We start from the raw sequence: 14332 nt of genomic DNA on the forward strand, positions 1-14332 counted from the left end.
TACACGGGATAGATGTGCATAGTTAAGCCATTCTTGGTTGACCGTTTAGCACTGTTTTATCTATATATATAGATATATAGATATATATGAAAAAAATAGGCGAGAAACCTATCTTTTTAATTAAGGGACACGGACTGATACTTGCGCCACACCGTCTGCTGTAGGTAGTCCAGCTTTCCAATATGTATCCCAGTTCAATCCTACTGGTAAAGTTGATGTACCAGTAACTGTAAAGTTAGACGAATTAATATCTCCATTTGTCCACTTGGCAGTAAGACCTACCCAGTTATTATCCACATCATTCCAAAGAATCATACCCTTATCACTTGTTTGTACATCAGTAAATTGTGCATTTACTTTGTCTCCTCTTACGCGAGCAGAACCTCCTACATTAGCAATAAGATGGTTACCCCAAGTAGTAATCACATAATTTTTATCAAACTCTGGAGCATAAGCAGTACCTACTAATCGGCCTTCTACATAAAAACCTACAGTTTTAGACGCTGCATAATAAGCTATCTCAATTCTCGTCCATGTATTGAGTGAAGCTGGTGGCCCGTAGGAAGTGTAATCATGCGATGCACCATTGATATTCTCACTCATATAAACAGGTTTCCCTGCAGCTCCTCCTGCTTGGAATCCTGAGTGCTTATCTACTTGGATACCAAAACTAATAGCATGTTCCCCCGAACCATTAAGGGTAAACTTCGCTTGATAGCCTGTTCCAGCTCCAGTCAAATTAACATTTCCGGAAATGAAGGCTGTTTTTGGTCCTGTGAGAGGAAGGTTCAGTGAAGGGCGACTCCCATCTTTAGGTAAAGCATACCAAGAAATCCCTTCATACTTCCAACCACGAGCTACCAAGCTTTTCTTTTCATAGGCATCCATTGTAGAATGATGGGCTCCTATCCCTGCAGCAGGGTTATACAGACGGTATACAGGCTTGTCTTGACTTGTTCCAGAAAAGAAAGCTATCCCTTCTGCTTTCCAGTTATGTTTAGTGGTGAGAACCTTTACTTCATAGCTATCTTTTGTATACAAGTGTTCACCTGACTTAGGATTATAAACACGGTAAACTTTGGCTCCTGACATTGGTGCCGCCCAAGCCACTCCTTCATATTTCCAGTCTTTAGAAATTTTGGGAAGTTTATTCTTCTCATTTGCATCAGATGTATGCAAATGCTCCATATTTCGTGTATTATAAAGACGATAAATCGGTTGACTCTGAGGGCTGTCTGCAGCTACCCTATCTCCTTTTGCTAACCCGAATAAGACGAATAAAGAAAAAATAGATATTATTCCCCAAATCACTTTTGAACTCTGCTTCATTTCCAACTCCTTAAAACTTTCTCTGTCTAGGGTATCACAAAGTATCCTTTTTGTAAAACAAAGTAACAAAAAAGACACCTCTAAAGGTGTCTGCTTATTTCTTAGTTTTCGTCAGATGCTACGAATGGCAAGAGAGCCATAACACGTGCGCGTTTGATAGCTGTAACCACTTTACGTTGGTTTTTAGCTGAAGTACCAGTTACGCGACGTGGCAAGATTTTACCACGTTCTGAGATGAAACGTTTCAAGAGTTCAGTGTCTTTGTAATCAACAACTTCGATTTTGTTAGCTGCGATAAAGTCAACTTTTTTACGGCGTTTGAAGCCACCACGTTTTTGAAAAGCCATAGTGTGTTTCTCCTTATATTATTGTTTTTTACTAGATGGTTTCCATCTAGTACTTTCCGGTGTGCTCGACCAGATTAAAATGGAAGATCATCATCTGATATTTCCATCGGTGAGCCACCAAATGGATCTGCATCACGACCAAAATCAGGTGTTGAATTATTTGATGAATTATTAGATTCAGCAAAAGGACGATTTTGTGATTGTTGCTGTTGGGGTGCAGAATATGAACCGCCTCCCCCTTCACGTGCGGCACGGCTTTCAAGCATTTGGAAGTTATCAGCCAATACTTCAGTCACGTAAACACGTTGACCTTCTTTGTTCTCATAATTTCGTACTTGAATACTACCTGTCACACCAATCAAAGCACCTTTTTTAGCCCAATTTGCCAAGTTTTCAGCAGATTGACGCCAGATGACACAGTTGATGAAATCAGCTTCACGTTCGCCTTGCGCGTTTTTAAAACGGCGATTAACAGCAATCGTAAATGTAGCAACCGCAGTATTTTGCGGTGTGTAACGCAGCTCGGGATCACGCACAACGCGTCCGACCAAAACAACATTATTAATCATGATGTTCTCCTTTAATTTTGTCCAGCTAAATTAGAATTAAGCTTCTACTTTAGTGATCATGTGACGAAGAATGTCGCCGTTAATCTTAGCAAGACGGTCAAATTCGCTCAAAGCTTCTGAATCAGTAGCAGCTTCAAGAGTTACGATGTGGTAGATACCTTCGCGGAAATCTTGAATTTCGTAAGCAAGTTTGCGTGTTTCCCAGTCTTTAGACTCAAGATTAGCAGCACCGTTGTCAGTCAAGATACCATCGAAACGTTCAACGAGAGCTTTCTTTGCTTCTTCTTCAATGTTTGGACGAATAATATAAAGAATTTCGTATTTTGTCATTGATTTTTCCTCCTTTTGGACTAATGACACAGGTTGGAGCCTGTGTAAGTTATGAGTTTTACTCACAAGTATATATTTTATCAGATTTGCAACTTTTTTGCAAGTTGCCTTTCTTTCCTCTATTAATTCTAAAAATAAAATAATCCTCTGCAATGCAGAAGACTCCTCTTTTTTTTATATTGTCAGGCCACAACATCTAGCATATTAGCTGGAATGTAGCGATATTCACCTTCTTTCGATTGATAATAGCCCAGTTTTTTCACGATAAAATGTAATTTACAGTGCGTATCAAAACGCTGGTATAAGTGTGAAACTTCACCCTCTTGGCTACGGGTTACGCATACAATTTTTTCTCCCGCGTAAGTTGGAGATACATATTTTGGGGTAAATGCCATTACAAACCACCTCCCGATATAATTAAGATGAAAGCGCGCTCATCTATACCACTATTATAACGCTTTTCAACTTATAAAACAAATGCTTTGCATTACATTTTATCAATTTCTTTAACATTAGATATTTGTAATTTTTAATTAAGGCTATGTATAATTATACATTTTCCTTAAGCTCTTCCTTGACATCCCTCTCAAATTAATCTAAAATATTCATAAATACTTAATAAACGATAGAGGTCGCAACCAATAATAAGTCAAGTGGAGCCTGAGTAAGCTTTGATATTTGACCCAGGAGCGGTTGCCGAAAGAAAAGGAAGGCTCGCTTTCTTTTCTTGGTTTTGCAGGAAATACCTGTTAAACTGTCGTGTTCTCATAGAGACACGATGCGCTATTCGGATGAAATTTCTTTCTGACGTTTAGCAATCTCTAGGGATTGCTTTTTTTTGTATTAATATTTATAAATTTAGGAGAGAAGTAATGGACAATACTTCAAAAAATGAACCCACGCCATCCACACAGGTAAAACGAGGACTTAAGCATCGTCATTTAACGATGATTGCCTTGGGTGGAACGATAGGTACTGGCTTGTTTGTGGCCTCAGGTGCTACGATATCCCAAGCTGGACCACTCGGAGCGCTAGTAGCTTATGTCGCTATTGGTCTGATGGTTTTCTTCCTGATGACTTCCCTTGGTGAAATGGCTTCTTACTTACCTGTATCTGGTTCATTTGCGTCTTTTGCCGATCGATATGTGGATAAAGCATTTGGGTTTGCCATGGGTTGGAATTATTGGTTCAACTCAGCAATAACCGTGGCTGTTGAAGCGGCTACGGTTGGAGTAATCATGCAGTTTTGGTTGCCTCATGTTCCGACATGGATTTGGTCGACCATCGTTATTGCCTTGATTCTTTTAGTCAACCTTATTTCTGCCAAGGCTTATGGTGAAGCGGAGTTCTGGATGGCTACTATTAAAGTCATCGCCGTTGTTGCCTTTATTATCATTGGTTTGGCAACAATTTTTGGAGTGATGAGTTATAAACCAGACGTCGCCCGCAATCTTTCTGCAGGTGGCAACCATGGTTTTGTTGGAGGTATCGGAGGGATGATCGCCGTCTTTATGATTGCTGGCTTCTCTTTCCAAGGAACGGAAATTGTGGGTATAGCAGCGGGAGAGTCTGAGAATCCTGAAAAAAATGTGCCTTCTGCGATTAAACAAGTTTTCTGGCGTATTATCATTTTCTACTTTTTATCAATCTTTGTTATTGGTGCTTTAGTCTACTTTAAAGATCCGAGCCTGCTGCGTGCAGCTTCGCAAAGTGACATCACCGTCTCTCCCTTTACTCTAGTATTTGAGCGGGCGGGCTTGGCTGCTGCCGCTTCTGTTATGAACGCTGTGATTTTAACATCTGTGATTTCTTCAGCCAACTCTTGGCTCTATGCGGCATCACGTATGCTCTTTGGTATGGCAAAAGAAGGACACGCACCAAAAGTGTTCGCCAAAACAAACACAAGCAACGGTGTACCCATCTATGCCATTTTAGCCACTGTGGCGGTTGGACTTCTGGCTTTCTTGACAAGTATTTTCGGTACAGAAATTTACTTCTATCTTGTAGCTGCCTCTGGTTTATCTGGCTTCTTAGCCTGGATCGGTATTGCGATCTGCCACTTCCGCTTCCGCCGTGCCTTTATTAAGCAAGGACATCAACTATCGGAGCTTGGCTATCATGCCAAATGGTTCCCGATCGGTCCCATTATTGCTTTGATTCTTTCTATCATTATCGTTATCGGCCAAATCACGACCATCACCATGAACGCCCAAAGTGTTATCACTACTTATTTGGCTTTACCGCTCTTTTTGATCTTGTATTTCTCTTATAAAATCATCAAAAAGACCAAGATTATCCCCCTCGAAGAAGTGGACCTCAGTCGTCATATTGACTAGTAATAAGAAAAACGCCTATGTGAATAGGTGTTTTTTCATATGTTGTTTTAGCTTGTAGGTTGGTTGATGATGAGGGCTGGACGGACTCCGCCATTATCGTAGCTATTCGTACGAGCATGGCCGCCAATCAAGTGACCGTTGGTACCCACAAGCCAAGCTTGCATGTTAGGAACAGGAGTACGAAGCCACCACCAACTTGAAGCAGCGGAAGCCCGTTGCGCATGATACGGAAAAGCTAAACCTTCCCCAGATAAACGGGTCACATCCGCCAGAGAAAGGGCAAAGGCGCGTGCTGTTCCTGCAGGGACAACTTGAGTAACATCGTCCGCAACTGGTCCTGTTAAGTTAGTAGGAAGCCAGCTGGGTCCTCCTGTAAAGTTAACCGAGGCATGCGCAACTTCTCCCGTCGTAAAGTTATTAGAGATAGGTTGAACTATGTCTTGGACAGCACTGTCAAGAATGCTATACCAAGAAGTAAGTTCCGCTTCTTGGTCGTTCCACGACACATTACGGATGGCATTATTACGGATAATCATATGATTACCATTGCCCATATCTTCTAGATAGCGGTATTGTTGACCAGACATAGTAAATACACGTCCCGGAAGCATAGCCCCAAAGTTAAAAGCAGAAGGTGGAGAGTCAATATCTGCACGAGGGTTCGAGCCTTCTCCATCCATGGCATTGTTACGGATACCTGTGAGGAAGTCGGCTAAGCGGTCATGTCCGTCAGGGAGGAAGTCGTCACTATTGTCGGGACTGACCAGTCCGCTCTCCACATGGATACCATAATAGTAAGAGCCATTAAAGACCGTGTCTTCGATAGCCGCCGTCATCTCTGCCGCATCCAGCAGGTAAGAAGTCGCTTCGCCCGGTTCTAGGAGCGAGGCCCAGTAAGCCCAGCCTGTTTGGTGGTCCACGACCCAGAAGTCACCAATCTGTTGGTAAGGTTGGAGTTGCGCCCACTGTTCGATGGTCATTGGGGCACGTTGTTGGTGGAGGTTTTGAGCCGCATCATTGGTAATCGTTTCGCCCGGCCACGTGCCTGCGGTATTATCAAAGCTGTCTGTTTCTGACCAGTAATCGTCGGTCCCATCTCCGGGGTGCGTGGCACCATCGGTCGTGCCGTCTGTTGCACCGCCTCCTGCGATGTAGTCCCGGGCATGACCTGCGGCGGCTGTCATCTGGTCCATGTTGTCATGGTTGAAGGTTGGCATGTACCATGGCGCATCTCGTCCTTCACGGCTCCAGCCAAAAGTCAGGCGGGCGTAGCGGTCAAAAGCATTGGACGGGTCGGTGTTGAGTCGGTCATTGATATTGGTGGCATTGGGCATCCATGTGGTCCAAGAGTCCAAGTTGTTACGCTCTGTTCCCGCTACAAGCTGAGTCCAGCTGTCTTGACCTGTTTGTCGGGTTTCTAAAAACTCCGTCAAACGGATACGGGCCATGATGGGACGTTCGCCGTAGTTTTCGACAAAGACATCTTTGTTTTCGGTGTCGCGGTTATAGTAGTCGTGAACACGGCCACCCACGTTAATCTCGATTTGGTTTTCTCGGTCATTGATGGCCCGCTGGTTAAAGGCGGTAAAGGCATAGGTGCCTCCGATGAGGAGCAAGAGGAGGGAGAGAAGGACATAATTGCGTAATCTCCGGTTCTTTTTCTTTTCTGGTGTCATAGTGATACCCTTTCTTTCTTGATTTATCTTTTTTATCTTTTGACTTCAAACTTTCGTGTCTCTCGCTTTGGGCGGGCCACGAAAAAAGCGCTCCAGAGGTCCCGAGCGTTTAGGTGCAAGTAAAAAGAGGCGGGTGTCTACCGCTTGTGCTGTGCTGTGCTGTGCTGTGCTGTGCTGTGCTGTGCTGTGCTGTGCTGTGCTGTGCTGTGCTGTGCTGTGCTGTGCTGTGCTGTGCTGTGCTGTGCTGTGCTGTGCTGTGCTGTGCTGTGCTGTGCTGTGCTGTGCTGTGCTGTGCTGTGCTGGCCAATTATAAGTCATCACTTTTACCCCGTCAAGTCTTTTAAAATAAACTAAGAATCTCTCTCATAATATTTTAACATTTGTTTCTCTAAGGTTAAAATGATTTCATATAGGTTACATAAGCGCTTGCTTTAATTACTAAATCAGCAACAAAAAAACACCCGCATTACGGGTGTGCTTTATCAATAAAGAGGATTAAACAAAGTTTCCAACTCGTACTCAGAAAGAGCAAATAACCAAGCCCCGTCTTTGATAGGGCATTTTTTATTAGTCATTTATGACTTTGACTTTTTCTCCAAAAAATTCTTTCGCTTTACTCACGAGCTCTTCTTCTTTATCGGGCTCGGTATCCGCCGTTTCCTCCATCTTTTTATCGCCTTTTTTCAGGTTCATGACATACTCTTGTCGAACAGACTGCCAGTCTTGTTCTGCCAGAGCAATGATTTCTGGAGAAAAACCTAAGATAGAGGACATAAGATTTCCAAAGGTGAGCTGTAAGTCTTCATTTTCGGTCACGCGCTTGGCTAAATTACCATGCGGGAAGGTAACCACTACAAAGTTACTTGATGCTGCTACTGGAGCGGTATTATTGATCAAAGCTCGTTCAGATGGCTTCGTAAAACTTGAAACAATCTCTGGCCAAGCACCATTTACAGCTTGACGTGCTTCATTTGTCGCTTCTTTCAAAGCTTTGAAGACGAGGTCTTGATTGACAGTATATTTTTCTGTGACCGTTCGGGTTTTCGTCTGTCTCTTCACTTGGACTTCTTGACTCACCGTCGAAACACTGACCGTAGAACTCGCATTTGCTAATCTCGTTTTAAGTTCAGCGACCTCTGCTTTTAAGGCTTGAATCTCCTGTGCTACATCCCCTGAAAGTTCGTTTGTGGCGACAGCAGTATGTCCACTTGCATCGACGAAGCGCATCGTCATCACATCCGCAGCGATCTTGCTTTGTGTTGTTTCTTTGATAATTTTCAAAGATTCAATCGCAATATTAATCCACTGATAAAGGCGATCACGTGGGATTTTGTTCTCTTCACTGAGCAGCAAGTCGCGGAAGTAAGTAAGGAGATCCTCAGTGAAACGTAGCATGTTCTTGCCTTCAAGAAAAATCTTTTCTAAAGCATTAAGGGCTGTGGTTCCATCTGATGCAGCAAGTGCCGAAACATAAGAAACTAAAGCTTCATTTGCAATAGATCCTGTGACGAGTAAAGCATCTTTTTCTTCCAGCTTACCATCTGAAAAGCTGAGCGCCTGATCAAGCAAACTCAGTGCATCACGCATCCCACCTTCAGCTGACTTCGCAATAACATCTAGAGCTTTCTCTTCAAAGCTGATTTTTTCATCTGCTAAAACTTCAGCCAGATGCTGGCGGATATCTCCTGTCGTGATTGCTTTGAAAGCAAATCTTTGAACACGGCTAATGATGGTAGCTGGTATTTTTTGAAGTTCTGTTGTTGCCAGAACAAATACCACATTGTCAGTCGGCTCTTCCAAAGTCTTCAGCAAGGCATTAAAAGCTCCTGTCGACAGCATGTGCACTTCATCGATGATATAAACTTTATAAGTTGCTCGACTCGCTGCATAAGTGGATTTATCCCGTATTTCACGAATTTCATCTACACCATTATTTGATGCGGCATCCAGCTCAATCACATCTTCTAGGCTTCCTTGGGTGATTGCTTGGCAGATGTCACAGTTATTGCATGGCTCACCATCTTTTTGATTCGGACAATTAATGGCCTTGGCAAATATTTTGGCTGCCGAAGTTTTCCCTGTCCCTCTAGGACCGCTAAAGAGATAAGCATGCGAAATCTGACCGTTTACAATGGCATTTTTTAAGGTCGTAGCAACGACTTCCTGACCAACCATTTCATCAAATCTTTGGCTACGGTATTTTCTATATAGAGCTTGATAAGCCATTTTTCATTCCTTCTAATAAAGATCTGGCTGCGTGCCAAGACCGAGTTCTTCATTGATACGGAAAAGAACATCACGAGCAAGGATGGACTGATCAATATCTGGTGAATTATAGTTTTTCATCGCCTTATAGACAGCCCAAACTCGTGCACGGACTACTGTTGCTTTGTCTGCTTCCACAGCAGAGAAAAATATTTTTCGTTGTTTGTCATCAAAAATTTCCCAAGCTATAGTCAAATCAATTGCAGGATCCCCCACGCGTACTTCTTCTACTTCAACCGCACCCGCAAACTTGTCCTGTGCTACCCAGACTGTTTCCAAATTTAAGTTTCCGTGCAGAGTAACAGGAGCTTTAGACCATGGATTTTTGCTGGCCTTGTTCCAGTACATACGGAGTTCCTCCACTGGTGCAATTCTTTTCATCTGATCCAGCAGTGTAAAAAACTCAGCTTCAATGACTGGCAATGTTAACTCTATACTTTCAGCGCCAGTATGATCTAACTTATGCAGTTGGTATATGAAGTTGCCTAAGTCCTGAGCAAACTCTTTAGGACGAGCTAAAGCATTAAAACCTACTGCTACAAATTCATCTTTAGAAGTTCTCGCTGCAATAAATTTATTTACTGTTTCTTTCATCATTTACCCCACTCAAAAAAATTTCCAATCCGTCATGTCTGACAAAATTTGACAGAATTCTTCAAGATATTTTTGGTCAATATTATCATAAAAAGAAGTTACTGAGGCATCTAAATCTAGTACGCCCTTAAGTTCGCCATCTTTTACGATGGGAACGACTATTTCAGACATGGCACGACTGTCACATGAAATATAGTTTTTATGCTCTTTGACATTATCAACGATTAAAGTTTGTCGCTTGTCCGCAGACTCTCCGCATACACCTGCCCCTAACTTAATCTCTACACAGGAGACCCCACCTTGAAAAGGGCCAAGAATAAGTTGCTCTCCATTATAAAGATAGAAACCTACAAAAACTTGATCAGGTAAAAAGTCATTTAAAAGCGCTGAGGCATTGGACAGATTAGACAATGTATAATTTTGTTCTGAAAGTAAACCTTTCAGTTGCATATTGAGGAGTTCGTATCCTTCGATTTTTTCGCTTGTATTCATCTTATAATTATAAACTTAACCCACAATAGAGTCAACACTTGCAACTAATTTTACTTTTATTTCGTGTTGAATAGAACTTTCGCTTTTCTCTTCCCTAACTCTGTATGTTTCTTTATAATTTCACACTGTTCAATTTTTTCCATAAATTGATCAATATAAATTCTGACGGTGGGATATCCTAATACTTGGTTAATCTTGTAGGGTATCTATCTGTATGATTTCCTTTTAATCATTGCTGTTTTGAAGCTTTTATGCCATAATAAATTCATGACTTTAGAAAATATTCGTAAAGAAATTGATTTAATAGATGAACAAATTATTGAACTTTTAGAAACACGTATGTCCCTTGTTGAGAAAGTTATCAGCGCTAAGGAAAAAGAAAATATTCGTGTTTTGGATCCAAAAAGAGAAAAGTATATTCTAGAGAAAATCGAAAAAAAAATAGAAAATCCCCACTACAAATCTTCTATCCAATCTATTTATACCGAAATTATGAGATGCTCCAGAGATTACCAAGAAAAAAATCGCTTTAAATAGCGATTTTTCCTTTCAAACTTGTGTGTAAAGCCATATATTCTAACTGTGGTAAGTCCAGAAGCACAAGTTTACTATTTTCCAACATGTTCGCTGCGATTAAAGCATTCAAAAAGCCTTTAATCTCCGTCGTTCCCAGCTCTAAACATTCGACAAAGATGATATGTTTAGCAGCTTTTAAACCATCAATGTACTCTGTAAAGTCTGTTTGATTGAGGGCCACCTCCACGTCTTTACGTTGAACTACCGTTAGATCTTCTTGATCAGACAAATATTCTGCCGCAAAATCATCAAAAAGAGCATTATTTGTAGTCTCCTCGTGCGGGCCAGAAACCGCATAAGCGCCCCGTTCTAACATGGCAACTTTTGCAACCTGACCATAGTTTATTTTATCTATAATATTTTTCAAATTTTCTTTTGTGTCCATAAGTCTAGTGTATTCTTTTTACGCATAAAATACAAAAAAAGCACCTCACAGGTGCTTCTATCTTCTTAGTAAAGTTCTAAATAGTTATCAATTTCCCATTGGCTGACAAATTGTGCATAGCTTGCCCATTCAATTTTCTTTGCTTCTACAAAGTTTACCAAAACATGTTCGCCCAAGGCCCCAGTAACAACCTCATCTTCACGAAGTGCCTTGACAGCATTGTGTAAAGTTGATGGCAAGTCTGTAATACCATGTGCCTTACGTTCACTTTCAGTCATGACGTAAATATTTGCTTCAACAGCTTCTGGTGCAGCAATCTTATGTTCAATACCATCCAGACCTGAGGCAAGGAGAACCGCCATTGTCAAGTAAGGATTTGCTGATGGATCCACTGAGCGAAGCTCTACACGTGTAGACATCCCACGTGATGCAGGTACGCGAATCAATGGTGAACGATTACGTCCAGCCCAAGCGATGTAAACAGGAGCTTCATAACCTGGAACCAAACGTTTGTAGCTGTTAACTGTTGGGTTAGTAATGGCTGTGTAGTTATAAGCATGTTTCAGTAAACCACCGATAAAGTAATTGGCAGCTTCAGAGAGGCCCATATCTCCTGCTTCTTCAAAGAAAGCATTTTTACCATCTTCAGTGAAAAGTGACATGTTACAGTGCATACCTGAGCCATTGATACCAAACTTAGGTTTAGCCATAAAGGTTGCATGTAAACCATGTTTACGCGCAATTGTTTTTACGACAAGCTTAAAGATTTGGATATTATCACAAGCCTTCAAAGCATCCGTATACTTAAAGTCAATCTCGTGCTGACCAACCGCTACCTCGTGGTGACTTGCTTCAACCTCAAAACCTAGATCAGTGAGAACATTAACGATTTCACGACGCGTATTTCCAGCTAAGTCTGTAGGAGCAAGATCGAAGTAGCCCCCTTTGTCATTTACTTCCAAGGTTGGTTCTTGATTTTCATCAAGTTTAAAAAGGAAAAACTCAGGTTCAGGACCAAGGTTAAATTTTTTGAAGCCTAGCTTTTCCATATTTTTAAGATTACGTTTCAATACTCCACGTGGATCTCCTGGGAAAGGCAGACCTTCTGCGGTGTAAACATCACAGATAACGCCCGCAACCTTACCATACTCATCGCCCCAAGGGAAAATAATCCATGTGTCCCAATCAGGATAGAGATACATGTCTGATTCGTTGATACGAACAAAACCTTCAATTGAACTGCCATCAAACATCATCTTGTTGTCAAAAAGTTTTTCTAGCTGTTCGTCCGTTGCTGGGACTTCAACATTTTTGAGAGTTCCTAAAATGTCGGTAAACATCAAGCGGAGAAACTTGATATTTTTTTCTTTGACGTCGCGACGAATGTTTGCTGCTGTGATTACCATATTTGGCTCCTTCTTAAGAATAAACGGTGTTCCGATTTTCAATGATGTAAGTTTTTCTTACATCCGCGGCTGATTAAAGTTGGTTGATGTCTGATGTCCAAAGCGCCCTTGTTGAGCAAATTCACGTTCTAAAGCAAGGTGTACCTCGCTGATAGAAAGATTTTTCATTGCTTTTTTCTGTCTTTGGGCATAAATACGCTTGATATCGGCGATATTATTTCCTTCAGAAAGTAAGTCCGCAATGTCAAATGCAATTTCAACATCGTTAAGAGAATACATCCGGCGATTTCCTTCATTACGTTCTGGAAAAAGCAGACCTTGTTCTTCATAATAGCGAATTTGTCTTGCACTCAATCCTGTTAGTTTCATAACAGTACCGATTGGTAGTACTGCTAGGGAGTGTCTCAATTCACGTTCTTTCACCCGTCATCTCCTCAACTTCAACTCTATGGCAATATTATAAACCTAGTTTTAGCACTTGTCAAAGGTTTATGTAACATTTTATAACATGAGTTTTATTATTTTTCTAAAATCCTTAAACAACCCTCTTTTACTAGCGCAAAAGTTTCCTCAAAATCCCCTGTATACCAAGGGTCTGGCACTGGTTTATTCAAAAGCATTTTTATTTTATGTTTTTGGTTTTCTGGCGCAACTTTCTCCAAATCAGCTACATTTGACTCGTCCATCGCGATAATTTGGTCAAAATATCGAAAATCTTCCGATGAAATTTTTTGACTGCCTTTGTCTGGATCAAAATAAATGCCATGCTCACTCAATATTTTCTGTGTTCCTGGGTGAATGGGATTCCCATGTTCCCAGCTTGATGTGGCTCGACTCTCTATTTCATAGTGTTGACCCATTTTTTCCGCTAAGTCTTTCATCACAAATTCAGCCATGGGGCTGCGACAAATGTTTCCTAAACAAACAAATACTATTTTTTCCATGTCTTTATTATAGCACAACGATTGGATGTAAAAATCAAAATAAGACAAAGAAAAAATGCTCATGTGAGAGCATTTTTTTTAGTTATCTTGATAAGGATAGCCCAAGTGTTCATAGGCTTTAGGGGTAGCTTTACGACCCTGCTTGGTCCGCATAATAAAGCCTTTTTGGATAAGGTATGGCTCATACATATCCTCCACCGTTTCTTGGTCCTCAGCAATATTCACGGCCAAAGTACCTAAGCCTACAGGGCCGCCATTATACATCTCAATCATCGTACGCAATATCTTTTGGTCAATATAATCCAAACCTGCATTATCTACATCAAGAATTTGGAGAGCCTTGTCTGTGATTTCTTTACCCACACGGCCATCGCCCATAATTTGGGCAAAATCGCGTACACGTTTCAGCAAACGGTTTGCAATACGGGGAGTCCCTCGACTGCGTAAAGCAATTTCCAATGCTCCTTCTTCCACAATCTCAACCTCAAATATGTCTGCTGTGCGCTTGACAATCTCTTCCAAGTCTTGCTCAGTATAATATTCCATATGGGCCGAAATCCCAAAACGCGCACGCAAAGGATTAGACAACATCCCCGCACGAGTAGTCGCCCCAACCAAGGTGAATGGTGGCAAGTCTAAATGAACCGAGCGACTCCCATCTCCCGATCCTAGCATAATGTCAATATAGAAATCTTCCATCGCAGAATAGAGGATTTCCTCCACTTGCATAGGCATACGGTGAATCTCATCAATAAAGAGAACATCGCCAGGCTCCAGCTCATTTAAGATGGCAACCAAATCACCAGGCTTTTCGATCGCAGGTCCTGAAGTTTGCTTAATGTTCACGCCTAGTTCATTTGAAATGACGAAAGCCATGGTTGTTTTCCCCAGTCCAGGAGGACCAAAAAGAAGTACGTGATCCAAGACTTCCTCACGTAGCTTTGCTGCTTTGATAAATATTTCGAGTTGTTCTTTCACCTTATCTTGACCGATGTATTGGTTGAAAAATTGGGGACGTAAAGATTTTTCAACAGTTGCTTCATCTTCAAGTGGTGTTGCAGATAAATTTTCGTTCATTGTCTT

Annotated in this window: 16 protein-coding genes and 1 riboswitch; of the genes, 2 read left to right on the top strand and 14 right to left on the bottom strand. The window is 41.5% G+C overall.

Annotated features, from left to right (window positions below):
- Positions 1–120 precede the first annotated feature (120 nt).
- From I6G50_RS08405 to I6G50_RS08425, 5 genes are all read right to left on the bottom strand, one after another.
- Positions 121–1329, bottom strand: a complete 1209-nt coding sequence (locus I6G50_RS08405) for a hypothetical protein (protein ID WP_042753102.1) — start codon at positions 1327–1329, stop codon at positions 121–123.
- 101 nt (positions 1330–1430) lie between these two features.
- Positions 1431–1676, bottom strand: a complete 246-nt coding sequence (gene rpsR, locus I6G50_RS08410; RefSeq protein ID WP_003133134.1) for a 30S ribosomal protein S18 — start codon at positions 1674–1676, stop codon at positions 1431–1433.
- A 74-nt stretch (positions 1677–1750) separates the two neighbouring features.
- Positions 1751–2245, bottom strand: coding sequence for a single-stranded DNA-binding protein (ssb, locus tag I6G50_RS08415; RefSeq protein WP_003134953.1), 495 nt, complete (start codon positions 2243–2245; stop codon positions 1751–1753).
- Positions 2246–2281: 36 nt separating this feature from the next.
- On the bottom strand, positions 2282–2575 hold the full coding sequence (rpsF, locus tag I6G50_RS08420; protein WP_003134954.1) for a 30S ribosomal protein S6: 294 nt from the start codon (positions 2573–2575) through the stop codon (positions 2282–2284).
- 182 nt (positions 2576–2757) lie between these two features.
- Positions 2758–2970 (bottom strand): hypothetical protein, encoded by a 213-nt coding sequence (locus I6G50_RS08425; protein ID WP_003134955.1) that lies wholly within the window; start codon positions 2968–2970, stop codon positions 2758–2760.
- 223 nt (positions 2971–3193) lie between these two features.
- A riboswitch (Lysine riboswitch) is annotated at positions 3194–3369 on the top strand.
- A 78-nt stretch (positions 3370–3447) separates the two neighbouring features.
- On the opposite strand from I6G50_RS08425, the gene I6G50_RS08430 reads away from it, so the two are divergent.
- Entirely contained in the window at positions 3448–4911 is a 1464-nt protein-coding gene (locus I6G50_RS08430; RefSeq protein ID WP_197908544.1) for an amino acid permease, read from the top strand.
- Positions 4912–4958: 47 nt separating this feature from the next.
- Here the strand turns inward: I6G50_RS08430 and I6G50_RS08435 are convergent, their stop codons facing one another.
- The 4 genes from I6G50_RS08435 to I6G50_RS08450 all read right to left on the bottom strand — a co-directional run bounded on the left by I6G50_RS08435 (position 4959) and on the right by I6G50_RS08450 (position 9938).
- Positions 4959–6587 carry a DUF6273 domain-containing protein gene (locus I6G50_RS08435; RefSeq protein WP_197908546.1) on the bottom strand — a complete coding sequence of 543 codons (1629 nt, stop codon included), beginning with the start codon at positions 6585–6587 and terminating at the stop codon, positions 4959–4961.
- A 567-nt stretch (positions 6588–7154) separates the two neighbouring features.
- Positions 7155–8813 (bottom strand): DNA polymerase III subunit gamma/tau, encoded by a 1659-nt coding sequence (gene dnaX / locus I6G50_RS08440; RefSeq protein ID WP_197908548.1) that lies wholly within the window; start codon positions 8811–8813, stop codon positions 7155–7157.
- Between the two features lie 12 nt (positions 8814–8825).
- Positions 8826–9449, bottom strand: coding sequence for a phosphotransferase (locus I6G50_RS08445; RefSeq protein WP_003136174.1), 624 nt, complete (start codon positions 9447–9449; stop codon positions 8826–8828).
- A gap of 9 nt (positions 9450–9458) precedes the next feature.
- Positions 9459–9938, bottom strand: coding sequence for a GAF domain-containing protein (locus I6G50_RS08450; RefSeq protein ID WP_003136172.1), 480 nt, complete (start codon positions 9936–9938; stop codon positions 9459–9461).
- Between the two features lie 267 nt (positions 9939–10205).
- Here I6G50_RS08450 and I6G50_RS08455 point away from each other — a divergent pair, with 267 nt between their 5' ends.
- Positions 10206–10475 carry a chorismate mutase gene (locus I6G50_RS08455; protein WP_197908550.1) on the top strand — a complete coding sequence of 90 codons (270 nt, stop codon included), beginning with the start codon at positions 10206–10208 and terminating at the stop codon, positions 10473–10475.
- On the opposite strand, the gene I6G50_RS08460 is transcribed toward I6G50_RS08455, so the two are convergent.
- The 5 genes from I6G50_RS08460 to ruvB form a co-directional block, all read right to left on the bottom strand.
- Complete coding sequence (locus tag I6G50_RS08460) at positions 10468–10899, bottom strand: hypothetical protein (protein WP_197908551.1); 432 nt, start codon at positions 10897–10899, stop codon at positions 10468–10470. The two genes, I6G50_RS08455 and I6G50_RS08460, sit on opposite strands and share 8 nt — an antisense overlap.
- 65 nt (positions 10900–10964) lie before the next feature.
- Positions 10965–12305, bottom strand: a complete 1341-nt coding sequence (glnA, locus tag I6G50_RS08465) for a type I glutamate--ammonia ligase (RefSeq protein ID WP_003136167.1) — start codon at positions 12303–12305, stop codon at positions 10965–10967.
- A 57-nt stretch (positions 12306–12362) separates the two neighbouring features.
- The gene (locus I6G50_RS08470) at positions 12363–12728 is read right to left on the bottom strand and encodes a MerR family transcriptional regulator (protein WP_003136165.1); all 366 of its coding nucleotides are present in this window, start codon (positions 12726–12728) and stop codon (positions 12363–12365) included.
- Between the two features lie 95 nt (positions 12729–12823).
- Complete coding sequence (locus I6G50_RS08475) at positions 12824–13249, bottom strand: low molecular weight protein-tyrosine-phosphatase (protein ID WP_042753239.1); 426 nt, start codon at positions 13247–13249, stop codon at positions 12824–12826.
- Positions 13250–13327: 78 nt separating this feature from the next.
- Positions 13328–14326, bottom strand: coding sequence for a Holliday junction branch migration DNA helicase RuvB (gene ruvB / locus I6G50_RS08480; RefSeq protein WP_197908553.1), 999 nt, complete (start codon positions 14324–14326; stop codon positions 13328–13330).
- Positions 14327–14332 lie beyond the last annotated feature (6 nt).

The sequence above is a fragment of the Lactococcus garvieae genome (assembly GCF_016027715.1).
GTDB lineage: Bacteria > Bacillota > Bacilli > Lactobacillales > Streptococcaceae > Lactococcus > Lactococcus garvieae_A.